This is a genomic window from Formosa sp. S-31 (assembly GCF_051172795.1).
In the GTDB taxonomy this organism is placed as follows: domain Bacteria; phylum Bacteroidota; class Bacteroidia; order Flavobacteriales; family Flavobacteriaceae; genus Formosa.
Map to the genome: position 1 here is coordinate 192374 of NZ_JAENDK010000002.1, position 26977 is coordinate 219350.

Annotated in this window: 16 protein-coding genes; 13 read left to right on the forward strand and 3 right to left on the reverse strand. The window is 37.1% G+C overall.

Annotated features, from left to right (window positions below):
- Positions 1–99: 99 nt before the first annotated feature.
- The 3 genes from I3217_RS01005 to I3217_RS01015 form a co-directional block, all read right to left on the reverse strand.
- Positions 100–1950 (reverse strand): PorP/SprF family type IX secretion system membrane protein, encoded by a 1851-nt coding sequence (locus I3217_RS01005; protein ID WP_435047857.1) that lies wholly within the window; start codon positions 1948–1950, stop codon positions 100–102.
- Positions 1951–1954: 4 nt separating this feature from the next.
- Positions 1955–4924, reverse strand: coding sequence for a gliding motility-associated C-terminal domain-containing protein (locus tag I3217_RS01010; protein ID WP_435047858.1), 2970 nt, complete (start codon positions 4922–4924; stop codon positions 1955–1957).
- Between the two features lie 353 nt (positions 4925–5277).
- The gene (locus I3217_RS01015) at positions 5278–5970 is read right to left on the reverse strand and encodes an NUDIX hydrolase (protein WP_435047859.1); all 693 of its coding nucleotides are present in this window, start codon (positions 5968–5970) and stop codon (positions 5278–5280) included.
- A 252-nt stretch (positions 5971–6222) separates the two neighbouring features.
- Between I3217_RS01015 and I3217_RS01020 the strand changes: the two genes are divergently transcribed.
- The 13 genes from I3217_RS01020 to I3217_RS01080 all read left to right on the forward strand — a co-directional run bounded on the left by I3217_RS01020 (position 6223) and on the right by I3217_RS01080 (position 26977).
- Positions 6223–9279, forward strand: a complete 3057-nt coding sequence (locus I3217_RS01020) for a SusC/RagA family TonB-linked outer membrane protein (protein WP_435047860.1) — start codon at positions 6223–6225, stop codon at positions 9277–9279.
- 21 nt (positions 9280–9300) lie between these two features.
- Positions 9301–10872, forward strand: coding sequence for a RagB/SusD family nutrient uptake outer membrane protein (locus I3217_RS01025; protein WP_435047861.1), 1572 nt, complete (start codon positions 9301–9303; stop codon positions 10870–10872).
- Between the two features lie 91 nt (positions 10873–10963).
- Positions 10964–12520, forward strand: a complete 1557-nt coding sequence (locus I3217_RS01030) for an alpha-N-arabinofuranosidase (RefSeq protein ID WP_435047862.1) — start codon at positions 10964–10966, stop codon at positions 12518–12520.
- Between the two features lie 606 nt (positions 12521–13126).
- On the forward strand, positions 13127–14755 hold the full coding sequence (locus I3217_RS01035) for an arabinan endo-1,5-alpha-L-arabinosidase (RefSeq protein ID WP_435047863.1): 1629 nt from the start codon (positions 13127–13129) through the stop codon (positions 14753–14755).
- 54 nt (positions 14756–14809) lie between these two features.
- Positions 14810–15739: a glycoside hydrolase family 43 protein gene (locus I3217_RS01040; protein WP_435048550.1), complete on the forward strand. Its 930-nt coding sequence runs from the start codon at positions 14810–14812 to the stop codon at positions 15737–15739.
- A gap of 5 nt (positions 15740–15744) precedes the next feature.
- Positions 15745–16746 carry an arabinan endo-1,5-alpha-L-arabinosidase gene (locus I3217_RS01045; RefSeq protein ID WP_435047864.1) on the forward strand — a complete coding sequence of 334 codons (1002 nt, stop codon included), beginning with the start codon at positions 15745–15747 and terminating at the stop codon, positions 16744–16746.
- Position 16747: 1 nt separating this feature from the next.
- Positions 16748–19114 carry a beta-L-arabinofuranosidase domain-containing protein gene (locus I3217_RS01050; protein WP_435047865.1) on the forward strand — a complete coding sequence of 789 codons (2367 nt, stop codon included), beginning with the start codon at positions 16748–16750 and terminating at the stop codon, positions 19112–19114.
- A 69-nt stretch (positions 19115–19183) separates the two neighbouring features.
- Positions 19184–20530, forward strand: a complete 1347-nt coding sequence (locus tag I3217_RS01055) for an MFS transporter (RefSeq protein WP_435047866.1) — start codon at positions 19184–19186, stop codon at positions 20528–20530.
- A gap of 5 nt (positions 20531–20535) precedes the next feature.
- On the forward strand, positions 20536–21537 hold the full coding sequence (locus tag I3217_RS01060) for a family 43 glycosylhydrolase (RefSeq protein ID WP_435047867.1): 1002 nt from the start codon (positions 20536–20538) through the stop codon (positions 21535–21537).
- A 325-nt stretch (positions 21538–21862) separates the two neighbouring features.
- Positions 21863–23533, forward strand: coding sequence for a ribulokinase (locus I3217_RS01065; RefSeq protein ID WP_435047868.1), 1671 nt, complete (start codon positions 21863–21865; stop codon positions 23531–23533).
- A gap of 5 nt (positions 23534–23538) precedes the next feature.
- Entirely contained in the window at positions 23539–24240 is a 702-nt protein-coding gene (locus tag I3217_RS01070; protein ID WP_435047869.1) for an L-ribulose-5-phosphate 4-epimerase, read from the forward strand.
- A 24-nt stretch (positions 24241–24264) separates the two neighbouring features.
- Complete coding sequence (araA, locus tag I3217_RS01075) at positions 24265–25773, forward strand: L-arabinose isomerase (RefSeq protein ID WP_435047870.1); 1509 nt, start codon at positions 24265–24267, stop codon at positions 25771–25773.
- 25 nt (positions 25774–25798) lie between these two features.
- Complete coding sequence (locus I3217_RS01080; protein WP_435047871.1) at positions 25799–26977, forward strand: aldose epimerase family protein; 1179 nt, start codon at positions 25799–25801, stop codon at positions 26975–26977.

The following is a 26977-nucleotide window of genomic DNA, read 5'->3' on the forward strand; positions in this document are numbered from 1 at the left end:
TAGCACTTTGGGGAATGCTGTTTTGTAATAGATATTTACTGGGTTTAATTAATCTCTGTTTACGACACCGCACTTTGGGGAATGCACTGTCGCATTGCGTTATTGTTTATTTTTGTTTTTTATTAATTCGTTTAATTCTGTGTTAATTGGCATTATCCAAATCGTGTCGTAATATGTGTTATTTACATTGGTGTAATAACTGATTAAGGCTTCCTGCCAGGTGTTAAATTTCTTTAAGTACACATACATATAATTGTTTAAAGGATTTATAAATGAATCGGCCTTAAGCCCGCGATCATTTAGTACTTTCATAAAGTTTGTTGCATTAGAATATTCCGAGAATACATTAGCTACAATGTAATAGCCTACAGGAACGTCTTTCATCTCTATGGTAACCCCAGCTTTAGGCGATTGTTTTAACTGATCTGTTCCTGCCAGAATAAGGTTGTTTCGCACGGATTTATCTACTTCCTCCTGAGCAATCTGTAACTCGGTTTTTTCCACCTGAACCGTATTTGGTTTCAGGTTGTCTACATGTACAATATAAATGTCCTGATCTTTATTCTTTTTCTTTTTATCTTCTAAAGCACTAATAGCTTCCGGTAGCAAATTGTAGCGCTTAATTTCGATTAAATCCTTTTTATTTAATTTTGAAATTGGGGTAGAAACCAGATAGTATCCGTTTTCGGCCTGTTTAAGATCTTCCAGTGTTTTAGGTTCAACTTTAGTCGACGTAGCATTTACATTTCTTAAAACAATAGGCTGATTGCTTTTACCGTTTAGTTTGGTGTTTTTAGCTCTTTGAGAGTAAGCTTTTAAGTTGGCTATACGCGCTTCCAGTTCTTCTTTTTCTAAAGAAGATATAGTTTCGTCCTGAGTGAGTTTTTCCAACAGAGGTAAGGTGTAATCATCCAGCTCGGTTTCCAATTCATTAAGTCTTTGTGTTACTTCCTGCTGTTGTTCTTTTTCTAAATCAGCAACAATTTTTTCGGCATCATTCTCATAAGTTTCAAAAACTCTGGATTTGCGCTCGTGATTAATAGCAAAAGCCATATTAAATTCATGAGTGGCACCAAACTGGTTAAGATTGTTTTTTAAGGTTTTTTCGTAAGTATATCCTATAGAAAGGCGAGAGGTAATATGCACACCTAAACCAGCACTTATACCGTAGTAATCATCGTAAGCGGTTTGTACCCACCCCAAGTGTGGGGCATCAAAAATAGCAGATGCTCCATAACCAAAATCTGTAATTTCGTTGGTTCTTGCTTTAAGCTGAACCTGTAAAACACTTGCCTCTAAAACAGTTTGGTTAGACAAAATCGGATGGGTATACATAGCATGTGCAGCAAAGGTTTTAGGAATATAATCTTTAGCTAATTTTGAAGATTTAAAATCGAAATCGACCAGATTATCTGCAAATACACCAAAGTCAAATTGCTTGTAGCTTAGGTTGATTCCCGGCTCTATGGTTAATAGAGCATTGTTTTCTAAATCGTATAATCTCGGATCAGAATCGGCAACAATGGTTTTGTTTCTGTTTACGCCGCTGTTGTAATACGCCAGGTTAAATCCTAAAGTTAAATTCATGTCTTCATTCAGGCGAATATTATAGGCGTAATTGGCTAAAGCACCAAAACTGGTAATAACTCCAAGGTTTTGTTGGTACAGGCCAATACCTAGACCTGTATGATCTGAAAATTTCCCAGAATAGCTAACCAAATAGGTTTTTGGTGAATCGTTAAATGATATCCATTGATTTCTGTGGTATAAGGCAATATTTGTATGGTCTTCTCTTACGTATGAGAACGTCGGGTTTTGTAAAAAACGATTGAATTTGAGATTATTATGCGCCGGAACATCCAAAGATAAAACAGGACCATCCTGCGCGCAAACACTGTGTACTGCGGCAAGCTGAACGATAAAAAATAATATGATGTAATGTTTTATCATCTGTTTATTTAATTATTGTAATAGATCCTTTTTTAGTTGCTTTCCCTTGTTCATAAATCACGTAATAAAATACCGGACTTTTAGAAGAAAATTTATAATCTGGTTCCGGCCAGTTATTCATGTAATTGGCGCTTTTAAAAGCTATGGAACCATCTGTGTGATATATAATAACCTCTATTTCCGGATTGTTTAAATAAAAATTAGGTAAGGCCCAGGTATCGTTAAATCCATCGTTGTTTAGCGTTACCACATTAGGGATGCTAATGGCATTATTTTCTACTTCGGTAACGGTAAATGTTTTTGAAGTTTCACAGCCATCTAAACTGGCAGTTAAGATGTAAGTTCCACCTTGTGTTACCAGGGCTTCATTACTATTAGAAATACTTTCGTTATTGTAAGACCAGTTGTAAGACTCAGCTCCGTCTGCTTTAATAGTAAGTTGAGTGCCGATTACCAGGTTGATGTTTTCTGGATAATTTGTCGAAATTAAACTGGCATCAAAAGCGTTTATTTCCAAATAATTGGAAGAAATCACACAATCGCCATCAGTAACATCAACATAATAGGTCCCTGCTTCATTTATGGTTAGCGCGGAAGAGGTATCCATAATTGTTGTTTCGCCCTCTTTGTACCAGGCAAAAGTAACCGCGTTTACATTTTGAATATTTGTAGACAGGGTAACACTGCTCGATGCGTTACAAAAACTGTCTTGTGTAGCGATAGTAACTGTTTTTACGCTTGCCAGATGAATTTCTATGGCATTGGAGGTAATTTCTCCAAAATCGGGAACATTTACCACAACATGGTACGTTCCGTTATTAGCAGGATCAGTTACTTCAATTGACGTTGAGGTGGCATTTACAACACTTTCGTTATCCTTGTACCACTGGAAGGTGTAGTTGCTTAAATCGCCGTCCAGTAAATTTATTGCACCAGAATCGGCATTTGCCGTAAGACTGGTTAAGTTTGCAGTAATGATATCCGTAGCGCAGGATTTATAGTCTTCAGTGCTAACTGTGGCGCTAAAATCGGATGGAGCACTTAAGATAAAGGTTTTTTCAGCTTCCGAATAGCAATTTTCGGTTTGTGTTACCAGTACGTTGTAGGTGCCAATTTCTGTTGCAGTATAAGTGTTTGTGTTAGCATTGGTAATTTCTTCACCATCTTTATACCAGCTAAAAGCTGGGTTTATGGCATCGGTTTCTATGCTAAGTGTTTTCGTGTCGCCAGGTAATATAATATCCGATTCCGGCGTTGAGGAACTGATATTAATACCACCATCTATCAGATTTATAGTATTTGAATTTAGTGTACAGCCAGTGCTGGTAACTTCAAGATAATACGAACCAGCTTCGTTAGTCAGGTAGGTTGAAGCGGTTGCTCCCGAAATACTACTGTCGTTTTTATACCATTGGTAACTGTAGTTGGTATTGGAGACATTAGCACTTAAAGTGACTTGTTGATTGTTGCATAATCCCTTATCATTACTGATTTCAATAACATCAGTGGACAGTGTAATGTTTAGCGTATTGGAAATTACGGTATCATCATTTGTAAGTGAAACATCCAGTGTGTAGGCTCCGTTTTCGGAAGCATCGATTATTGAAATTGAGGTATCAGAGGCTCCCGAAATAGCTACATTATCTTTGTACCATTGGAACGAGTAACTTTGGGTACTTCCAATAAGATTTATGGTTTCTTCGCTGGTAACGGCATCAAAAGTAATAATGTTTAAAACCGTATTAGTACTGTTACAGGCGTCGTAATTAGAATCGGCAGCAATTTCCAGTTCGTAATACAATGGAGACACTACGGTAATTGCAGCTTCCTTTTCGATAGCACAAGGGGAAGTTTGACTCACTTTTACAGTGTAAGTTCCTGTTTCATTTATTAGAATGTCCGCTTCAGATTGGCCTGTAATCAGTGTGTCGTCTTTATACCAGGTATAGCTTGGAGAATTAGCGGTTGTATTTGTCAGCAGATTAATGGTGTTTCCCGGAATAAGCAAAATACTGCTTTCTCCGTTGTTAATACTAACATCGATATCCAGAGCTTCAATATCAATTTTGTTTGAAATAAAATCGCAGTTACCACCCATATTTATTGAAACATAATATTGCCCAACAGTTGTAACATCTAAGTCTGGACTGTTGGAATTCGATATAGCGGCATCATCTTTAAACCAGGTATAAGTATAACTGGTATCATTAATATTACAGCTTAAATTTACGGTGTTGCCCGCGCATAGCGCATTCGAAGAATTGTCTGAAGTTATTACAGGTGTAATATCAGTTATAACGCTAACATCTACAATATTGGAATAGCTATCCATAACACAATCGCCATAATCCACTACGCAGTAATATGAGCCAGTCTCGGAAACAGTTAAAGCCGATGAGGTTTCACCAGCAATTTCATTAAAGTTTTTATACCATATGTATGTGAGATCGGGGTAATAAACCGGAGAGGCTGTGGTGTTATTGTTGTCTATTTGAAGTGTGTACGTTTCGCCCTGGCACAGGTTAACACTGCTGTCGTAACTGTTTATTGAAAACGGTTGGTTGTGAACCGCGTAATATGCCGAAAAAGCAGCAGATTCCGGGCTTGTAAATTCCGGGCTGGTACTGCGAATTCTTATTTTGTAATTATCTCCGGAAACAGTTTCCGGGAACGCGAATTTTTCTTTAGTAGGAGAAGCAACCGAAGTGAAACTTTTTAAAACAGTAGGCGTATCGAAACTTCCGGAAGCATCCGAAAGTTCAATTATGAATTGATTGTCTGTAGCCAGATTCTGCACGGGATAGAATGAGAACGTCACTTGGTACTCATTAAAATCAGCCGATGCACAGGCTTGAGTAAAATCCAGAGTAGGGGCTAAGATGGTAATTTGTGCATAACTCCTAATCGAAAATATAAACCCAAACAACAGGCAAGCAAATACATACTGCTTATTTGGTAGGTTAGTAGGTTTCATGGTTGTTTAGTAAAGTTTATTTAAATGCTAAAAATGCTTTTTGGGGCTGCATTACTAGTATTTAAATAAGAGTGTTCTAGTTTTGTTTCAATATATCCGCTTTTAAAAATTAATAAATCGTAAAGGTTTCTTTAAACTATGGTTGTTTAAGACGAGCCTTTAGGTTTCATAATATAAACGTATAAAAAAAGGTGCACCTCACCAATTAAAAATGCATTTTATCGATAAAATGCAGCTTTTTATCCTGTTTTTTGATTTTGAAATGAAAGAAGCAATGCTTTTCTAAAGTAGAAATTTTTAGAATTAGTTAGGATAAAGTGTTTAAAGTTAGAAGAAAAAGAGTGATACAGTGGTTAAATTTTAAACACAAAGCCCTCGTTGGTCTTTTTTGAATATTTTTCTTTGTCGAAAGTGTGCAGATACGAACCTCTTTTGGACGACTCGGTTTCTTTTTCGTCTAATCTGATTAATATATCTAAACCATTTATTTTACTAATAAAATTACGTTTGTCCAGTTTGGTGTTTAAAATAGACTCGTATAATTTTTGCAGTTGTTTCATGGTAAACTTTTCAGGCAGTAGTTCAAAACCTATTGGTTTTGTAGATGCTCTGTAACGCAGACGTTTTATCGCCATGTCTACCATCTGGTTGTGGTCGAAAATCAGATTTGGCATTTCGGATACACTAAACCATTCGGCCGAAAATTCCTTATTTAATTGTTCGTTGTGATCTTCTATATTAATAAGTGCATAATAACTCACCGATACGGTACGCTCTCCCGGGTCACGATTAACTTCACTAAAAGAGTAGAACTGCTCCATATATATATGGTCTAAACCTGTTAAGTAGTTTAAGATTCTACTTGCAGCATCATGTAAGGTTTCTTCACGTTTTAAGAATCCACCTATTAAAGACCACTTACCGCGTTCCGGTTCAAAGTTCCTTTTAATGAGAAGAATTTTCAAATCTTCTCCGTCAAATCCAAAAATAATACAGTCTACAGCCAGTAAAACTTTGTCTTCTGAGTTATAATTGTTTAAATTCATAGCATCTTTTCTTTAAAAGATAAATTTTAGTAGTGTAATCGGTTACATACCAAATTTGATGAAAACCAAGGGCTTTAGTGTTTTATTTGCACTGCATTAACGCAGATTTAACACCGTTATTAAATTCTTAGCGAAATCAAATTTAAATTTATTTTTGTTAAATTTCCTTGTCTTTGTTTGCTAATATATAAAAATTATATACTTTTATAAATGTAAAAAACACACTTAATATTAATTTTTAAACTAACACACATGGTTACAACAAAACAATCATTGAATAGACGTGGGTGGTTAGGATCCCGAACCAGGGTTTTAACTTTAGCAATATTGCTACTTTCGTCTATGAGTATTTTTGCTCAACAGAGTAAAACGATTACGGGTACTGTAACAGAGGGCGAAGGCGGAATGACGCTCCCTGGCGTAAACGTTTTAGTAAAAGGTACTACCACAGGTGCCGCAACAGATTTTGATGGAAACTATTCCATTAATGCTACTTCAGAATCTATTTTAGTCTTCTCTTTTCTGGGATACGTTACTCAGGAAATTAAAGTAGGCAGCCAAACAGAAATTAATGTTGCTTTAGTAGAAGATCTTGCTACCCTGGATGAAGTAGTAGTAGTAGGATACGGTGCTAAAAAGAAATCAGACTTAACAGGAGCAGTTAGTGTTGTTGATGTAGATGATGCTAAGAAAACGATTACGTATGATGTTGCTAAAATGATTCAAGGTCAGGCGCCTGGAGTTACTGTGCAATCATCTGGTGAACCTGGAGGTTTTGTAAACATTAAAATTAGAGGTATTACTTCATTTAGAAACAACAACCCATTATTCGTAGTAGATGGAGTTATTGTTGATAGTCCTTATGATTTCGCAACTGGAGATATCGAATCGATTCAGGTATTAAAGGACGCGTCTTCTGCAGCTATTTATGGTGCTCGTGGCGCAAACGGTGTAGTAATTATTACAACTAAAAAAGGTAAAGAAGGAAAATTAGACATTAATTATAAAATGACTACTGGTTTCCAGAATATTCCTAAAAACAGATGGTATTCTTTAATGAACAGAGAGCAATACCAGGAAGTGGTAAGAACTGCAGAAACGAATGCAAATAACCAAGGGTTAAATGTAGCAACTTCTCCTGCGAACTATCCTGAAAGTCCTTATTATATAGACGATGTAGATGTAGACTGGCAAAACGAAGCCTTTGATACAGGTGTTTTAGAAAACCACACTTTAGGATTAAGTGGTGGAGCTGAAGTTTTAAGTTATAACGTAAACTTAGATTACTTCAAGAATACCGGGTATATGACTACACCTCAGGAATACGAAAGATATTCTACTAATATTAACTTAACAGGTACAAAAGGTAAGTTTAAATACGGATCTAAAATTTCTTACTCTTACTCAGATAAAGAAAGTTTTAACGAATACAACGCAGGTACAAGTTCTATCATTAACTTGTTACAGGCTATTCCAACTATGCCGGTTTACGATTCAAACAGACTAGGAGGATACGGTGGTACAGACGCTATTACTCAAAGAGCTATTTCTTTAAACGTAATTGGATATAACAACTTAATTACTAACGAAAACAAAAGAAATCGTTTTGTTGGAAATATCTGGGGAGAATACGAAATTATTGAAGGCTTAAAATATAAATTAAGCGTGAGTGGTGACCGTACGAACTGGGATACAAGATACTTTAACCCTGAAAGTGATTTAGGATGGTACTATATTACTACTCCAGAAGAATCATTATTAGATGTTAATAGCGGACACACAACACGTACTATTTTAAATAACTTGTTAACTTATGATTTCGATTTAGGTGAAAAACACAAGTTTAACTTATTAGCTGGTAACATTCAGGAGCGTAATAACTATTACAACATGAGAGCCTGGGGTACTGGATATGATGCGGGTACAGTTGCTCATTTAGAATATGCTGCTAACCGTGATGCATCAGAATATGAAAGTGAAGAGACTTATAAGTCTTATATTGGTAGAGTAGACTATTCTTACGACGATCGTTACTTATTTACTGCTAACTTCCGTCAGGATAAATCATCTAAATTCGCACCAAGAAACAATACAGGTAACTACTTCTCTGTATCAGGAGCATGGAAAGTACATAACGACTTCGATTTGCCAGACTGGTGGGATACTTTAAAAATTCGTGGAGGTTACGGTCAGTTAGGTAACAACACTATTGGATTATACGAATTCGCATTAAACTTAAATCCATTCGCTGGTTATAACTTTAATAATGAAATTGCTAACGGTACAACTGTAGTAAAGATTGTAGACCCGGATATTAAATGGGAAGATACAGAATCTGCTAACGTTGCTGCTGAGTTCGCAATGTTTAACAGCAGATTACAATTTACTGCAGAATATTTCATGAAGCAGTCTACTGATTTATTAGCTGATATTCCAATTCCTTATTCTTCTGGTTCATACCCGATTTTATTAACGTCTAACGCAGGACAAGTAAAAAACACAGGGGTGGAATTTACAGCAAGCTGGGGAGATTATAAAAAAGATTTCCAGTATAATATTTCGGCCAACGTAGGTACTTTAAAGAACGAAGTTATTAAAATTGGTAAAGACAATACTCCAATTTCTGCAGGTGCAGGAAGAACTGAAGTTGGACGTTCTGCTGGTGAGTTATTTGTTTATGAAACTGAAGGCTTATTCCAAAGTCAGGAAGATATCGATAATCATGCATTCCAATCTGGAGCGCAAGCTGGAGACGTTAAGTTTAGAGATGTTAATGGTGACGGTTTAATCACAGATGAGGACAGAACATTCCAAGGCGGTGTAATTCCAACGCTTAACTTCGGTTTAAATTTAAGTGCTAGTTATAAAAACTTTGATGTTGCTGCATTCTTCCAGGGCGCTGCTGGTCACAAAATTTATAACGGGACATACCAGGCCTTAATGACAGGAGATTTAGTAAATGGTTCTACAGATATATTAAACTACTGGACACCTACAAATACAGATACTAATATTCCAAGACCGGTAATTGGTGATCCGAATGCGAACAACAGATTATCAGACAGATTTATTGAAGACGGTGATTATGTAAGATTACAAAGTTTAGAGCTTGGATACAATATTCCTATAGAAACTAAAGTGTTTAAAAAAGCAAGAGTATTTGCTTCTGGACAAAACTTATTTGTAATTACAAAGTATAGCGGTTATGATCCTGACTTTATCAGTGACGGATTATTTAACAGAGGATTTGAATTTGGATCTTTCCCTAACCCAAGAACATTTGCGTTAGGAGTGCAGGTAGACTTTTAATATAATTTGAAAAATTACAAAATGATGAAAACTAAAAATATATTTTATTCATTAGCTGTAGCAACTGCTTTATTAGCGACAGGTTGTGTAAGCGATTCAGATTTGAATCAAACTGATCCAAATTTCGATGTAGCAGATAACTTCTGGAAAACAGACGAAGATGCTTTGCAAGGTGTTAATGCTACTTACGGAAGTTTAATTACAGACGGATCGTACATGAGAAGTACGCCACTTTTATTAGATTTAAAAGGCGATGGTACAAGAAGTAACAGTCCATGGGGAGCTATGGCTAATGTTGGACGTTTTAATTCCAGTGTTTCTGATGCCGCTATTTATGGTTGGGCTTTCGAAACCTTTTATCAAGGGGTGTACAGAGCAAACCAGGTATTAGAAAATGTACCGGGAATTGAGATGGAAGATGCTGCCTTAAAAGACAGAGTTATTGGACAGGCATACTTTTTAAGAGGTTTGTACTTCTTCCATTTGGTAAACATGTTTAAAAATGTACCGCTTCCATTAACTAGTTTAGAAATTTACCATGAGCAAAAATCTCAGGAAGAAGGCTGGGCTCAGGTTATTTCAGATTTAGAAATGGCTGCTAGTTTGTTACCTGCAAATTACTCAGATGTTTCTGGATTAGATGCTGGGCAGGCAGGTAGAGCTACTAGAGGTGCGGCATATGCTTATTTAGGTAAAGCACATTTATTTAACCAAAATTATTCAGAAGCGAAATCAGCGTTCGAGCAGGTAATAAATTCAGGAGAGTATGCATTAGTAGCAAACTATCAGGATAACTTTACCTTATATAATGAAAACAATTCAGAATCTATTTTCGAAGTTCAGTTTAGTAGAGAAGCTGGAGGAGTAGATTTAGGTTGGGGTGGAGCTCCGGCATCTGGTTGGGGTAAAACGTCAGCGAGAGCAATTACTTACGGACCACCATCTTTCGGGTTTACAGATGTACAGCCAACTCGTATTTTATTTGATGATTACCACAAGGAAGCAACTGTAGATGGACAGGTAGATCCAAGACTGGATGCTACAATGTTTTACAATAAACCAGGAGGTATGATGCTTTATGGTGTGGATTTTGCTACACACTACGGTGGAAATGAAGCGTACCTTAATGATTTATTCTGTGCGAAGTATCAAAATGCTGATGGAAGCAGAGCAGATGAATACGACTGGAGATCTGGAATTAACGAGCGTATTATGCGTTATGCAGATGTATTGTTAATGTATGCAGAGTGTTTAAACGAATTAGGACAAACTGGTGCTGCTTACGATTATATTCAGCAAGTAAGAGACCGTGTTAATTTACCTGACTTAGCAACAACTAAACCAGGAATGTCTCAATCAGAAATGAGAGATCAGATTGCTCACGAGCGTTTCTTGGAATTCCCATTAGAAGGACACAGATTTGATGATATCCGTCGTTGGGGATGGTTAAATGATGCCTCTAAATTAGAATGGTTAAAATCGAGAGACCCTGAATACGGTAGTTATATTAACGGTAGAGAGTTTTTCCCGATTCCACAATCAGAAATGGATAATAACCCATTAATGGTTATTGGTCAAAATGAAGGTTATTAATTATACGAATATCACTTTGAATTAGGTTTTCGGTATACCTTAAAAAGGCCGCGCGGTGCGCGCGGTCTTTTTTTTTAAATCAATTTTTAGAATGAAAAGAAAGAATGTAATTGTTGCTTTACTGGGTATAACTTTAGGGATGTCTCAGGTTTCAGTAGCACAGAATCACGTTGATGTTAAGTTAAAGGAACAGGCTGACGCTCCAGAAATCAGTCGACATATTTACGGGCATTTTGCAGAGCATTTAGGCCGTTGTATTTATGGTGGTTTTTATGTAGGAGAGGATAGCAGTATCCCAAATACTAATGGTGTTAGAAACGATATTATTGAAGCGCTTAAAGAGCTTAATATTCCAAATTTAAGATGGCCGGGAGGTTGTTTTGCTGACACTTATCATTGGAAAGATGGTGTAGGACCAAAAGAGGATAGACCATCTATGGTAAATAAATGGTGGGGAGGCGTTGTAGAAGATAATAGTTTTGGAACGCACGATTTTTTAAACTTGTGTGAAGTTTTAGGTACAGAACCTTATCTCGCTGCAAATGTTGGTAGTAGTACAGTTAAAGAATTTACAGAATACACACAATATGTAATGAGAGAACAAGGGGTGCCAATGTCAGATTACAGAGCTGAAAATGGTAGAAAAGAACCTTGGGATGTTAAGTATTGGGGAGTTGGTAACGAAATGTGGGGTTGTGGTGGAAACATGACTGCCGAGCATTATGCCAATGTGTATAGACAATATGCAACGTTTATGACAGACTGGACCAATAGCGATGGTTTGTTTAGAATAGCTTCAGGTGCTAATGTAGCCGATTATCACTGGACTGAAGTGCTAATGAAAGAAGTCCCAAAAGGCTTAATTGAAGGTGTGGCATTACACTCGTATTCTTTTGTAGAGTGGGAAGACAAAGGATCTTCTACCGGATTTGACGAAGCACAGTATTTTTCTACGATGCAAACAGCTCTTAAAATGGAGGAGCTTGTAGATAAGCATGCCGCTATCATGGATAAATACGATCCGGAAAATAAAATAGCCCTTATCGTTGATGAGTGGGGTGGATGGTACGAAGTGGAAGAAGGAACAAATCCAGGTTTCCTGTATCAGCAAAATACCATGCGTGATGCTATGATTGCAGGTGTAACTTTAAACATTTTTAACAACAGAGCAGACCGTGTAAAAATGGCGAATTTAGCACAAACTGTAAATGTATTACAGGCTGTTATTCTTACTGAGGATGAAAAAATGTTGTTAACACCAACGTATCATGTTATGAATATGTACAAAGTACATCAAGATGCTACTTTAATTCCTGTAGAATTTCATTCGCCTAAATATACTCTAAATGGCGAGTCTTTAGATGCAGTTTCTATTTCTGCTTCAAAAGATAAGGCAGGAAAAGTACATATGTCTTTGGTAAATATAGATGCACATAAAAGTCAAACAGTTAAAGTAAACGTTAAAGATCTTGGTGTTAAAAATGTAACGGCTTCTATAGTAAAATCTAAAACGTTACAAGATCATAATACTTTCGATAATCCAAATAAAATTACTCCACTAAACTTTAAAGATTTTAAACTTAAAAAGGGAGAATTAGAAATTGAATTACCTCCGTTTTCAGTAGTTGTTTTCGAAGCAACGAAGTAAGAAAACCGGATTGCGATATAAAACTATCGATATTAAGTTGTTTTATCATATTTGGTATTTCGGTGTCTTAAAATTTAATGGCACCGATACCAAATTTGATTTTATTTTAACCTTATGTAGCAAATAAGCTAACGTTCAAAAAAAAACTCAGATCTTATTTAAAACTAGTTCCACAGCACTAAAACTTTAATTTTCTAAATCATTGGATTTTCAAAACGCTTTTATGTTATATCTCAAGAAACCTTAATACCTCAATTATGAAAATCTACAAGTTAAGATTGTGTGATTTTGTTGATTGATAATTAAGCGTTTACGATGAAAAGGATGTAAATTTATAAAGTGAATAAAAAACAGGATTGTTTATTAAAAATTTAGCTTTTAATACTATTGTGATGAGATATAGTTTTTTAAATGTAACAAATAGAAAAGCTGTTTTCTGCTTAACACGTAAAGGTGAAATTTTTTAAAAAAAAGGACTGGTAATCTTTACAACCAGTTAAAATAAAAGGTAGAGGATTTATTACATAACACACAAACTACACAATTTACAGTAGGAGTTTGAAGCAGACGCAGAAGAGGATCGGTGAATTGTGAAAATATTAAAAAATGAAAAGAATTAAAGCATTAGCACTATTAGTTATAATGGGTGCTGTTTTTAGCTGTTCCAGTGATAGCGATACGACTGAAAAACCAACGGATCCGGACACAGGAGGTGGAGGAGGTGGCACTCCTGAAGAAACGTTCGACGGACCTACTTACGCAGATAATTATACTTCAAAAGGCGCCTGGGCGCAACGTAGTCAATGGAATCTGGCCAATGTACATGATCCAACTGTTGTTAAGCATGGTGATTATTATTATATGTACCAAACCGATGCATCCTATGGAAATGCACATGAGGGGCATGGTCATTTTCACGGAAGACGCTCCAAAGATCTAGTAAACTGGGAATATTTGGGCGCAACTATGAATGAAGCACCAGCCTGGGTAAAAGAAGAATTAAATAAAATTAGGGCAAGTTATAATTTAGCACCAATAACTGGTAGTCTGCAAATTGGATATTGGGCACCTGTAGTGCGCAAAGTAGGTAATGTATACCGCATGTACTACAGTATAGTTATAGATCATTTTATAGGTAACGGACTTCCAAATATTGCAGATAATTTTGATAACACGTGGACAGAACGCGCTTTTATTGGTATGATGGAAACCTCTGACCCTTCTGTTAATTCTTCGTGGGAGGATAAAGGTATGGTTATTAGTTCTGTTTCCGATAAAGGTACGGATTGGAGTCGTTCTTCATATACTAGCGATTGGAATGCTTATTTTAAATACAATGCTATAGATCCGTCTTATGTTATTACATCAGCGGGGGAACATTATATGGTGTATGGGTCTTGGCATAGTGGTATTGTCGCAGTTCAAATTGATCAGAATACAGGTAAACCATATAAATTAAATACATTAGATGATTATGGTACGAGAATTGCAGGTAGAGGAGATCTACAGACAAATAGATGGCAGGGAACCGAAGGTGCCGAAATCATTTATAATGCCGATACCGGGTATTATTATTTGTTTTTAGCTTACGATGAGTTGTCTGTTGCTTATAACACACGTGTGGCAAGATCTACAAACATACTAGGCCCATATTATGGCATTAACGGGGAAAATGTTTCCGAAGGCGCAGAGTGCTGGCCAATGTTAACACACCCGTATAAATTTAATGGTCATACGGGATGGGTTGGTATTTCACACTGTTCTGTATTTCAGGATGATATTTCTAAAAAATGGTACTATTCTTCGCAAGGTAGGTTACCAGAGGGTGTGCCGGGTGTAAATGTGTCTAATGCTGTTATGATGGGACATGTTAGAGAAATAGAATGGACGTCCGATGGATGGCCGGTTGTGGCTCCTGAACGTTTTGCCGATGTTCCTGAAACTGAAATTACAGTGGATGATATTGTAGGGACCTGGGAGCAGATTACGATGAACTACGAATATCGTGTTATGCAAACGTCTAAGACCTTAATTTTTAATAAAAATGGTACACTGGCCGGTGATATTTCAGGGACCTGGGAATTAGATTCTAATGGTAAAACCATTAATGTAAACGGTAACGAATGTAAACTGTTCGATGCCTGGAACTGGGAAGCATCTCCTAGAGAAGTAACCATTTCATACTCCGGATTAACACCGGAAGGAAAACCAATTTGGGCAAAGAAAATAAATTAGACAAACACAATATATTATATAATGAAAAAGGTAATAATAGCAGCATCACTATGTATGGCGGCGTTTTATGGAAACGCGGTTGTAGCTCAGGAACAATTAGAAGATAATAATCCAATCATTAAAGATAAGTTTACAGCAGATCCTGCTGCAATGGTATACGATGATACCGTATATTTATATGCCGGACATGACGAAGCACCTAACGATTTTCATTTTTATAAAATGAACGAATGGCTGGTGTATTCGTCGAAAGACATGGTAAACTGGAAAGAACATCCGGTGCCGTTAAAACCAACAGAATTTAAGTGGTCTAAAGGAGAAGCCTGGGCAGCCGAAGTTATAGAGCGTAATGGTAAGTTTTATTGGTACGTTACTGTAGAACATAATGATAAACATCCTGGTAAAGCCATTGGTGTGGCAGTTTCAGATAGTCCTGTCGGGCCTTTTAAAGATGCTTTGGGTAAAGCCTTAATTACTAATGATATGACTAAGCATACAGACATTTCGTGGGATGATATCGATCCAACAGTATTTTTAGACGACGATGGCCAGGCGTATTTATACTGGGGTAACACGGTGTGTCATTATGCTAAATTAAAAGATAATATGGTAGAGTTAGATGGTCCGATTCATACTGTAGAACTTCCTAATTTTACTGAAGCTCCATATATTCATAAAAAAGGAGATTGGTATTATTTATCGTATGCTTATCAGTTCCCGGAAAAAATAGCCTATGCTATGAGTAAGTCTATTACAGGACCTTGGGAATATAAAGGTGTTTTAAATGAGTTGGCAGGAAACTCGAATACCAACCACCAGTCTATTATCGAATTTAAAGGTAAGGATTACTTTATTTATCATACCGGTGGTATTCAGCCTAATGGTGGGAGTTTCAGACGCTCGGTTTGTATCGATCGTTTATACTACAATGCCGATGGTACGCTTAAACGCGTAATAATGACTTCAGAAGGGATTCAAAATTAAGCATTATGAAAGTATTTAAAAGACTTGTTGTTTTATCGGTATTCTTTAGTTCATTAGTATCATGTGGACAGAAAGCGACCGATAAGCCAATAACACACGACCCTGTAGTTGCAAAGCAGGGAGATACCTATTATTTATTCTGTACAGGGCCTGGTATAACCAGTTTTACCTCTAAGGATTTAAAAACCTGGACTCAGGTAGATCAGGTTTTTCCTGAAACACCAGCTTGGGTAGACGGTATCGTTAAGAATTTCGACGGACATATCTGGGCTCCGGATATTGCACATCACAATGGTACCTATTATTTGTATTATTCAATTTCGGCATTCGGTAAAAATACTTCGGCTATAGGAGTGGTAACCAATACGACATTGAATCCTAAAGACAACAATTACAAATGGGTAGATCATGGTATCGTAATTCAATCGGTTCCTAATCGTGACTCCTGGAATGCTATCGATCCGAATCTGGTATTCGATGATAATAATACACCTTGGATGGCATTTGGATCGTTTTGGGGTGGTTTAAAAATGGTAAAGTTGAATGCTGATTTAATTACCATAGCACAGCCTGAAGAATGGCATACCATTGCTAAAAGAGAACGTGATTTTAAAACTGCCGATGCCGACGCAGGAAATGCTGCTTTAGAAGGGCCGTTTATTTTTAAGAAAAACGGGTATTATTATCAGTTCCTGTCCTGGGATTATTGTTGTCGTGGAGAGAACAGTACGTATAAAGTGGTTGTAGGGCGATCAAAACATGCTATCGGACCTTATGTGGATAAAGATGGCGTGCCTTTAAATGAAGGTGGTGGAACGCTGGTACTGGAAGGAAGTTCTAAATGGTACGGAGCAGGGCATAACAGCGCATATACTTTTGATGGTAAGGATTATATTTTCTTCCACGGCTATGATGCTAGCGATGACGGTTTACCAAAATTAAGAGTTTCAGAGCTTAAATGGAACGCCGATTTATGGCCAAGTCTTAAAGATAATGTACTGGATTAACATGAAAAGATTAATTGTAAGTTTAGGGATAATGGTTTCGGTTACTGCTACAGCGCAGCAGGCCGTAAACCTGTTCCCATTAAATCAGGTTTCTGTGACTTCCGGTGTATTTAAGGAAGCTGCAGAAACCGATTTTAGTTATATACAAAAGCTTGATGCAGACCGATTATTAGCACCTTATTTACGGGAAGCAGGTCTGGAACCTAAAGCATCATCCTATACCAACTGGGAAAATACCGGATTGGATGGTCACACGCTGGGGCATTACATTTCAGCTTTATCCATGTATTACGCCTCTACCGGAGATAGTAAAGCAGAAGCTATTTTAGATTATATTTTATCAGAGCTAAAAAGGGTTCAGCAGGCTAACGGAAACGGTTATATTGGCGGGATACCGGAAAGTAAAGCGCTTTGGAGTGAAATAGAACAGGGTAAAATTAATGCTGGAAGTTTTAGTTTAAACGATCGCTGGGTACCGTTGTATAATATTCATAAACCTTTTGCAGGTTTAAAAGATGCCTGGGTCCATGCGCATAAAGCAGAAGCTAAAACCATGCTGATAGCATTAACAGACTGGTTTATAAATGTAACCAAGGGCTTGTCTGAAGCTCAGGTTCAGGATATGTTGCGTTCTGAGCACGGCGGATTAAACGAAGTGTTTGCCGAAGTGTATCATATTACAAACGATAAAAAATATCTGGAATTAGCGAAGCGTTTTTCTGAACACGCTTTGTTAAACCCATTGGCAGAGAATAAGGATATTTTAACAGGAATGCATGCGAATACGCAAATTCCTAAATTTATCGGGTTTGAACGTATCAGTCAGTTAGACCATGATAAAAAGTATCATGTATCAGCATTAAATTTTTATAATAATGTTGTTGACCAACGCACTTTAAGTATTGGAGGAAACAGTGTAAGAGAACATTTTAACCCGATAGATGATTTTAGTTCGGTATTAAGTAGTGAACAGGGGCCTGAAACCTGTAATACCTACAACATGCTTAAATTGAGCAAGCTGCTTTTTGAAGATACAGCCGATGCGAAGTATATAGATTTCTACGAGTCTGGTTTATATAATCATATTTTATCATCTCAAAACCCCAAAGGAGGCTTTGTGTATTTTACACCAATGCGTCCGGGACATTACCGTGTATATTCGCAACCGGAAACCAGTTTTTGGTGTTGTGTAGGTTCAGGCTTAGAAAACCATACTAAGTATAATGAGTTGATTTATGCCACGAAAGGCGATGCTTTATATGTGAATTTATTTCTACCATCTACTGTAAACTGGTCCGAAAAAAATGCGGTTATAACGCAAAATACAAAGTTTCCGGAAGAAGCTTCAACAGAGTTGGTTTGGAACGGGAAGAAGAAAACAAAAGCGACCTTAATGTTGCGTTATCCGCAATGGGTTGCGGCTGGAGCATTAAAGGTTTTTGTTAATGGAGAAGCCCAAACCATTACAGCAACTCCGGGATCTTATATTGCTTTAGACAGAAAATGGAAAAACGGCGATCGTATTACTATGGAGTTACCAATGGAACTTAGTCTGGAAGATATTCCGGATCATTCAGGGTATGTGTCTGTAAAGTACGGGCCAATCGTTTTATCAGCTATTACCGGAGATGACAATCAGGACGGTTTATTTGCAGATGATAGTCGTGGTGGTCATGTTGCAGACGGACCTTTTTTACCGATGACCGATGCACCGATGTTTGTTACCAGTTCTGGCGATGTATTGGCTAAGATAAAACCGATAGCTGGAAAACCACTGGAGTTTACAGCAGCCGATGCTTTTTATCCGGAAAAGGATAAAGGTCTGGTTTTACAACCATTTTATAAAATTCACGAAAAGCGTTATTCCATTTATTTTAAAAATGAAACTCCGGAAGGACTTCAAAAAATGCAACGCGAACTGGAAGAAAAGCAACAGGCAGAAGCTTATTTAAGAGCTATAACCCTGGATTTTGTGGCACCGGGCGAGCAACAGCCGGAATCTGACCATGGCATTAAATCGGAAAACACGAATAGTGGTTTAAACCAGAACAAACACTGGAGAGATGCTTTGGGCTGGTTTAGCTACGACCTTAAAAATAAAGATGCAAAGGCTAAAACCTTACGCATTACCTATTTTGGTTTGGATGCAGGACGCTACTTTAAAATTTTAGTGAATGGCAAAGTAATAGCTGAACCGCGATTAGATGGCACTAATGGAAATACTTTCTTTGAAGTGGATTACAGTATACCTGAATCTATAGCTACTAAAAACGAAATTTTAGTAGTAAAATTTGAAGCAGAACAAGGTTCGAGTACCGCCGGAATTTATGGTGTACGATTATTATCTACGCCGCCCCAAAACAATTAATTAATAGCACAGTCTGATGCAGAGAACAAGTAACCATTCCATGCGTTGGATTAGATTTTAAATTATCTCATGAAATCAGAAAATCAGAAATTAAGTATCCTTGAAAAAATTGGATACGGCTCGGGAGATGCAGCGGTGAATGTTGTAATCTCTTCAATGTTCCTTATTATAACCTATTTCTATACAGATATCTTTGGAATTACGCCAAAAGATGTGGCTCTAATGTTTTTATTAGTGCGGTTTATCGACGCTATTAGCGATCCGGTAATGGGAATTATTACTGATAAATTCAAATTTAAATCGGGGCGATTCAGACCTTATTTTCTTTATTTATCTATTCCATTCGGAATCTCGGTATTCTTAACTTTTACAACCCCGGATTTTGATTATGCCGGGAAATTAATTTATGCCTACCTGACTTATATTCTGGTAACCTTAATGTTTACTTCGGTAACGATACCATATATTTCTTTAATAGGTGTATTAACAAGCGACCCTAAAGAACGATTGTCTGCCAGTGGTTACCGTTTGTTTTTTGCCAAGATTGCTGCATTTGCCGTGTCTATAGTTGTGCCTATACTGGCTAAAAAAATGGGAGCGGGCGATATGGCTCGAGGGTATCAGATAGCTATGGGAATCATGGCGTTTTGCGGTACTTTACTGTTATTGTTCTGTTTTTTCACGACTACCGAACGAGTAGAGCATGTAGAGGAAAAGCGCCCGTTTAAGGAACAGTTAAAGTATTTAGGTAAAAACAACCAGTGGTTGCTATTATTAGGGTCTTGTTTTTCAGGAACTATCGGTTATGTTATCAGAGCATCAGTAGCAATTTATTACGCAAAATACTATTTAGGAGGAGACGAAGTGGTAGAGGCTACTTTTATGGGAACCGGTGTGGCGGCTGCTATTATTGCAATGCCGATATCAACATTAATTACCAAACGTTTTTGTAAGGTAAAACTGTTCTGGATGTCTCAGTTTGCAGTGGCTGTATTAAGTGTTTTAATGTTTGTAATTGTTAAACCACACCCTGAAAGCATGTTATTGGCCTACGTCATGTATTTTATTCTATCCTTTGTAGTGGATTTACATGCTCCGATTTTCTGGACAGCAATTGCGGAAGCAGTAGATTTTGGTCAGGCAGAAACAGGAGTACGTGTTTCAGGTTTAGCCTTTGGAGGGATTTCATTTGCGCAAAAAGCAGGTATGGGTATAGCAGGTGCTGTAGTCGGCGTATTGTTAGATTCATTCGGATATATTCCAGATAGCATTCAATCAGAATCTACGCTAATGGGCTTGGCTTTAATGCTAACCTTAATCCCGGCCATTTTTCACTTAATTAACGGGCTTTTAATTTACCGTTATAAGATAACAGATAGCTATTACGAATTGATTAAAAACAAAATTCATATTTAATTAAAATGACTTTATATTCAAACAAACCAATAGTTGAGCAACGTGCCGATCCGTTTATTTACAAGCATACCGATGGGTATTACTATTTTACAGGTTCTGTTCCAACTTATGATAGTATTGAACTAAGACGCGCTAAAACCATAGCTGAGTTAAAAGATGCAGAGCCATTTAATGTGTGGTTTAAACATGAAAGCGGACCTATGAGTCAGCATATCTGGGCGCCTGAAATTCATTATTTAGACGGAAAATGGTATGTGTATTTTGCAGCGAGTGAAGTAACTGATATATGGAAATTAAGACCATACGTTTTAGAGTGCACAGGGCAAAATCCTTTAACGGATGAATGGGTAGAACTGGGCCAGATGCAACCGGCTGATGGTGATAATAAAACCTTTGTAGATTTTTCTTTAGATGGTACAGTGTTCGAGAACAATGGTAAACGTTATTTTTGCTGGGCAGAGAAAACCGGAGGACAGTTTGCAGCTTCAAATCTGTATCTGGCCGAAATGGAATCGCCCGTAAAATTAAAGACACCACAGTTTATGTTAACCACTCCTGATTATGATTGGGAACGTGTTGATTTCTGGGTGAACGAAGGGCCGGCCGTAATAAAAAACAATGGAAAAATTTATATAACCTTTTCGGCAAGTGCCACAGGAGCCTGTTATTGTATGGGGTATATGGAAGCTGATGAGGCGTCTGATTTACTAGATAGAAACTCCTGGAAGAAGACCAGATATCCTGTATTGGAAACCGATTACGACAAGAAAATTTACGGTCCGGGACATAACAGTTTTACAATAGCAGAAGATGGTAAAACCCCAATTTGCGTGTATCATGCCAGAGATTACGAAAAGGCAGTAGGAGATCCTGCAGTGGTTCCGGAAATAGATAAACGACCTTTAGAGGAAATTATAGCAGATCCGTTATACGACCCAAATCGTCATGCGAGGATTATGGAAGTTAAATTCGATGAAGACGGTAAGCCGCTATTTGAACTTTATTAAGTTTTCCTGTGTAAGAAAACAATTATAAAATGAAATTAATTAGGCGTGTTTGGTGTTTCAAATCCATGGTGGGTTGAACCAGATACGCTTTTTTTTAATGTAGAATTAACAAATTTTTAATGGTTTTCTTTCAAAAATATTAAAATAAAAGCCCTTGATTTTTAGGGATATAGGCTTAATTTTGTGGTGCAAAAAATAAAGGAGTAAAGACCATCTAAATATTTAAAATCGAAGGAATTATGATATTAACAAATTTTAAGTGTTTTTTTTACACTTAAAAAAAATAATATAGTTATCTTTGATAAATTCTTAATATAATCAAAAAATGAAAACATACGTAATTGGGGTAGACTATGGTTCAGATTCTTGTAGAGCTGTACTTATAGATGCTACTAGCGGAGAGGAACTTGCATCAGAAGTTCATTGGTATCAACGATGGAAAAAGAACATGTATTGTGTGCCATCTAAAAACCAATTCCGTCAACATCCATTAGACCATATTGAAGGTCTGGAACACACTATTAAAACGGTTGTAAAAGAATCTAATGTTGATCCGAAGGCTGTAAAAGGTATTTGTATTGACACTACGGGATCGTCTCCAATTCCGGTAAACGAAGAAGGAACGCCTTTATCTTTATTACCAGGATTTGAAGAAAACCCAAATGCAATGATGATCTTATGGAAAGATCATACGTCTATTCAGGAAGCCAATGAAATTAATGAATTAGCGGAAACCTGGGGTGGTGAAAACTTCACCAAGTACGAAGGAGGAATTTATTCTTCTGAGTGGTTCTGGGCAAAAATATTACATATAATCCGTGAAGATGAAGCTGTTAAAGAAGCGGCGTACTCTTGGATAGAGCATTGTGATTACATGACATTTATTTTAAGTGATGTTAAGGATTTAAAATCATTTAAACGTAGTCGTTGTGCTGCAGGACATAAAGCAATGTGGCACGAAGACTGGAATGGTTTACCACCAGAAACATTCTTGGAAAAATTAGATCCGTATTTAGCATCTTTAAGAGATCGCTTATATGAAGATACTTATACTTCAGATGAAATTGCTGGTAACTTAAATGCTGAATGGGCAGAAAAATTAGGACTTACTACTGAAACTGTTATTACTGTAGGTACTTTCGATGCGCATGCAGGTGCCGTTGGTGCTAAAGTTGACCACCATGCACTTGTGCGAGTAATGGGAACGTCTACCTGTGATATTATGGTAGCAGATCCAGAGGTTATAGGACACCATGCTGTACGTGGTATTAGTGGCCAGGTTAATGGTTCTGTTATTCCAGGTTTAATTGGTTTGGAAGCCGGTCAGTCCGCTTTTGGAGATGTTTTAGCTTGGTTTAAAGATGTATTATCATGGCCAATTGAGAATTTAGTATTAAACTCTTCAACCATTTCAGACGAGCAAAAAGAAGCGCTTAAGGCTGAAATTCAAGATAACTTCATTAAAACTTTAGCCGATCAGGCTGCTCAGATTCCGTTATCAGAGAGTATTCCGGTAGCTTTAGACTGGGTGAATGGTAGAAGAACTCCGGATGCCAATCAGGAACTAAAAAGTGCTATGACGCAATTGTCTTTAGGAACAAAAGCACCGCATATATTCAAAGCTTTAGTTAACGCCATCTGTTTTGGTTCAAAGAAAATCGTAGAGCGTTTCGAAGAAGAAGGTGTGAAAATTGAATCTGTAATTGGTATTGGTGGTGTGGCAAGAAAGTCGGCATTCATTATGCAAACTTTAGCCAATGTACTTAACCGTCCTATTAAAGTTGCTGCCTCAGATCAGGCTCCAGCTTTAGGTGCTGCTATTTACGCAGCAGTAGCCTCTGGAATTTACCCTAATGTTATTGAAGCCAGTAAACATTTAGGTAGTCCGCTTGAAGCTGAGTACTTCCCGCAACCGGAAGCTATCGAAGCTTACGATGTATTAATGCATAAGTACAGTGATTTATGCGAATTTGTAGAAGAACAAACTAAAAAATAATTAATATGAGTTCTAAGTATCAAGCGTTAAAAGAAGAATGTTACGCAGCAAACATGCAACTTAATGAGTTGGGGTTAGTGGTGTATACATTTGGAAACGTAAGTGCCGTAGACCGTGAAAATGGTGTATTCGCTATTAAACCAAGTGGCGTGCCTTACGAAGATTTAAAACCTGAGGATATTGTTATTTTAGATTATGATAACAATATTATTGAAGGGAATTTGCGTCCGTCTTCAGACACAAAAACCCATGCGTATTTATATAAAAACTGGGATGATATTGGAGGTATAGCACATACACACGCGAAATTTTCGGTGGCATGGGCCCAGGCACAGATGGACATTCCAATTTTTGGGACAACACATGCCGATCATTTAACTAAAGATATTCCTTGTGCTGCACCTATGCGAGACGATTTAATCGAAGGAAATTACGAGCACAATACCGGAATTCAGATTATCGATTGCTTTAACGAGAAGGAATTAAATCATCAGGAAGTAGAAATGGTTTTATTAGGAAACCATGGGCCATTTGCCTGGGGTAAAAATGCGGCTAAAGCAGTTTACAATAGTAAAGTATTAGAGGTTGTGGCAGAAATGGCGTATTTAACACGTCAGATAAATCCTGAAGCACCTCGTTTAAAAGATTCATTAATAAAAAAACATTACGAGCGTAAGCATGGTAAAGATGCGTATTACGGTCAATAATTTTAATACATAAAAACTAATTACATGATAGACATTAGCAAAAAGGAAATTTGGTTTTTAACCGGAAGCCAGGATTTATACGGAGAAGAGACTTTAAAGCAAGTTGCTGCAGATTCTCAGGAGGTTGTTAAAGGATTAGATGCCTCTAAACACATTCCTATTAAGATTGTTTACAAACCAACTGTAAAGTCGCCTAGCGAAATTTTACAGGTTTGTCAGGATGCCAATTCAAATCCAAACTGTATTGGTGTTATTACCTGGATGCATACATTCTCTCCTGCAAAAATGTGGATTGGTGGTTTAAATATTTTAAACAAACCATTATGTCATTTACATACGCAGTTTAATGCAGAAATTCCTTGGGAAGATATCGATATGGATTACATGAACCTGCACCAGTCTGCTCACGGAGACAGAGAGTTTGGGTTTATCATGTCCAGATTACGTAAAAAACGTAAAGTTATCGTTGGTCACTGGAAAACAGAGCGTGTTCAACAAAGATTAGGAATGTGGACTCGTGTTGCTTTAGGTTGGGATGAAATTCAAAACTTAAAAGTTGCAAGAATTGGTGATAACATGCGTGAAGTAGCAGTAACTGAAGGAGACAAAGTAGAAGCGCAAATGCGTTTTGGAATGTCTGTAAATGCTTACGACTCTTCTGATGTTATTGCACATATGGATAAAGTTACCGATGATGAATTGGAAGCTTTAATTAAAGTATACGAAGAATCATACAACCTTTCAGACAGATTAAAAGAAGGTGGTGAGCAAAGACAATCTTTATACGATGCTGCTAAAATTGAATTAGGATTACGTTCGTTCTTAGATGCAGGTGGATTTAAAGCCTTTACCGATACGTTTGAAAACTTAGGAGAATTAAAGCAATTACCTGGTATTGCAACACAACGTCTTATGGCCGATGGTTATGGATTTGGTGGAGAAGGTGACTGGAAAACAGCTGCTATGACTCGTGTAATGAAAGTAATGGCTTATGGTTTAGAAGGAGGTACATCTTTCATGGAAGATTACACATATCACTTTACTCCAGAGAAATCTTATGTTTTAGGATCTCACATGTTAGAGATTTGTCCAACCATTTCTGATGGAAAACCAAGTTGTGAAATTCATCCTTTAGGAATTGGAGGAAAAGAAGATCCGGTACGTTTAGTATTTAATTCGCCAGCTGGTCCTGCAATAAATGCGTCTTTAGTAGATATGGGTAACCGTTTCAGATTAATCGTTAACGAGGTAGAGGCTGTTAAACCTATGGCAGACTTACCTAAACTTCCTGTGGCTCGCGTATTATGGGATTGTAAGCCAGATTTAGATATTGCAGCTACTGCATGGATTCTTGCAGGTGGAGCACATCATACAGTATATACGCAGGCTTTAACTACGGAATGTATGGAAGATTTTGCAGATATAGCTGGAATTGAATTATTAGTTATCGATCAAAATACTAATATCAGACAATTTAAAGATACAATGAACGCAAATGAAGCATATTATCATATCTTTAACCGCAGAAATTAAAATCTAGTTAAACGATATGAAAATTATGAGACGTTGCTTTCAAATTTTTATGCTTTTTGTTTTAGCCATCTTTACAAGCAATTGTAAAGATGCTAAACAAGAGCAGAAACAACCGGAAGCAGAAGCCACAAAACCTATGGAACAAGCATCTATTTCGAAATCAGAATTCGGTACAACTCCCGAAGGAGAACTTGTAGAACAGTACACCCTAAAAAATGCGAATGGCATGGAAATCGATGTCATTACATTCGGAGGTATTATTACAAATTTAAAAGTACCTAACAAAGACGGTAAGTTTGAAGACGTAGTTTTAGGCTACGATACTTTAGAGCCGTATTTAACTAATCCTACATTTTTTGGAGCACTTATCGGCCGTTATGGTAACCGTATAGCTAAAGGTAAGTTTACCTTAAATGGAAGAGACTACACTTTGGCAACAAATGATGGTTCTAACCATTTACATGGTGGTAAAAAAGGATTTGATAAAGTCGTTTGGACTGCAGAGCCAATTGAAAACGGAAATTCCGTAGCCTTAAAACTGACATATTTAAGTAAAGATATGGAAGAGGGTTACCCTGGGAATTTAACTTCAACTGTAGTGTATACCCTTACACCAGATAATGCTTTAGAGATTACTTACGAAGCAACAACAGACAAACCTACTATTGTAAACCTAACTCAACATGCGTATTTTAACTTATCTGGAGATTTTTCAAAAACTATTTTAGATGAAGACGTTATGATTGCTGCAGATCGTTATGTGCCAATCGATGAAACATCTATTCCGTTTGGTCCATTAGCAGAAGTTAAAGGAACGCCTTTCGATTTTACCAGTCCTAAACCAGTAGGACAGGATATTAGCGCTGAAGATATTCAGATTAAAAACGGTACAGGTTACGACCATTGCTGGGTATTAAACAATCAGGATAAAGGATTTAGACTGGCCGCTACAGTGTATGACAAAACAAGTGGAAGGTTTATGGAAGTTTTAACTGATGAGCCAGGAATACAATTCTACACTGGAAACTTTTTAGATGGTACTTTACCTTCACAACAAGGAGGAACGTATGCACAACGTACCGGTTTATGTTTAGAAACTCAACATTATCCGGATTCGCCAAACCAGGAAGATTATCCATCTACGGTATTAAATCCTGGAGAGACGTATCAGTCGGCAACAACATATAAATTTTCAACTAAATAA

What these genes read in the sequence shown, in the direction of transcription:
- I3217_RS01005 (WP_435047857.1), bottom strand. Translation starts at nt 1,950, where the DNA reads ATGATAAAACATTACATCATATTATTTTTTATCGTTCAGCTTGCCGCA.
- I3217_RS01010 (WP_435047858.1), bottom strand. Translation starts at nt 4,924, where the DNA reads ATGAAACCTACTAACCTACCAAATAAGCAGTATGTATTTGCTTGCCTG.
- I3217_RS01015 (WP_435047859.1), bottom strand. Translation starts at nt 5,970, where the DNA reads ATGAATTTAAACAATTATAACTCAGAAGACAAAGTTTTACTGGCTGTA.
- I3217_RS01020 (WP_435047860.1), top strand. Translation starts at nt 6,223, where the DNA reads ATGGTTACAACAAAACAATCATTGAATAGACGTGGGTGGTTAGGATCC.
- I3217_RS01025 (WP_435047861.1), top strand. Translation starts at nt 9,301, where the DNA reads ATGATGAAAACTAAAAATATATTTTATTCATTAGCTGTAGCAACTGCT.
- I3217_RS01030 (WP_435047862.1), top strand. Translation starts at nt 10,964, where the DNA reads ATGAAAAGAAAGAATGTAATTGTTGCTTTACTGGGTATAACTTTAGGG.
- I3217_RS01035 (WP_435047863.1), top strand. Translation starts at nt 13,127, where the DNA reads ATGAAAAGAATTAAAGCATTAGCACTATTAGTTATAATGGGTGCTGTT.
- I3217_RS01040 (WP_435048550.1), top strand. Translation starts at nt 14,810, where the DNA reads ATGGCGGCGTTTTATGGAAACGCGGTTGTAGCTCAGGAACAATTAGAA.
- I3217_RS01045 (WP_435047864.1), top strand. Translation starts at nt 15,745, where the DNA reads ATGAAAGTATTTAAAAGACTTGTTGTTTTATCGGTATTCTTTAGTTCA.
- I3217_RS01050 (WP_435047865.1), top strand. Translation starts at nt 16,748, where the DNA reads ATGAAAAGATTAATTGTAAGTTTAGGGATAATGGTTTCGGTTACTGCT.
- I3217_RS01055 (WP_435047866.1), top strand. Translation starts at nt 19,184, where the DNA reads ATGAAATCAGAAAATCAGAAATTAAGTATCCTTGAAAAAATTGGATAC.
- I3217_RS01060 (WP_435047867.1), top strand. Translation starts at nt 20,536, where the DNA reads ATGACTTTATATTCAAACAAACCAATAGTTGAGCAACGTGCCGATCCG.
- I3217_RS01065 (WP_435047868.1), top strand. Translation starts at nt 21,863, where the DNA reads ATGAAAACATACGTAATTGGGGTAGACTATGGTTCAGATTCTTGTAGA.
- I3217_RS01070 (WP_435047869.1), top strand. Translation starts at nt 23,539, where the DNA reads ATGAGTTCTAAGTATCAAGCGTTAAAAGAAGAATGTTACGCAGCAAAC.
- araA (WP_435047870.1), top strand. Translation starts at nt 24,265, where the DNA reads ATGATAGACATTAGCAAAAAGGAAATTTGGTTTTTAACCGGAAGCCAG.
- I3217_RS01080 (WP_435047871.1), top strand. Translation starts at nt 25,799, where the DNA reads ATGAGACGTTGCTTTCAAATTTTTATGCTTTTTGTTTTAGCCATCTTT.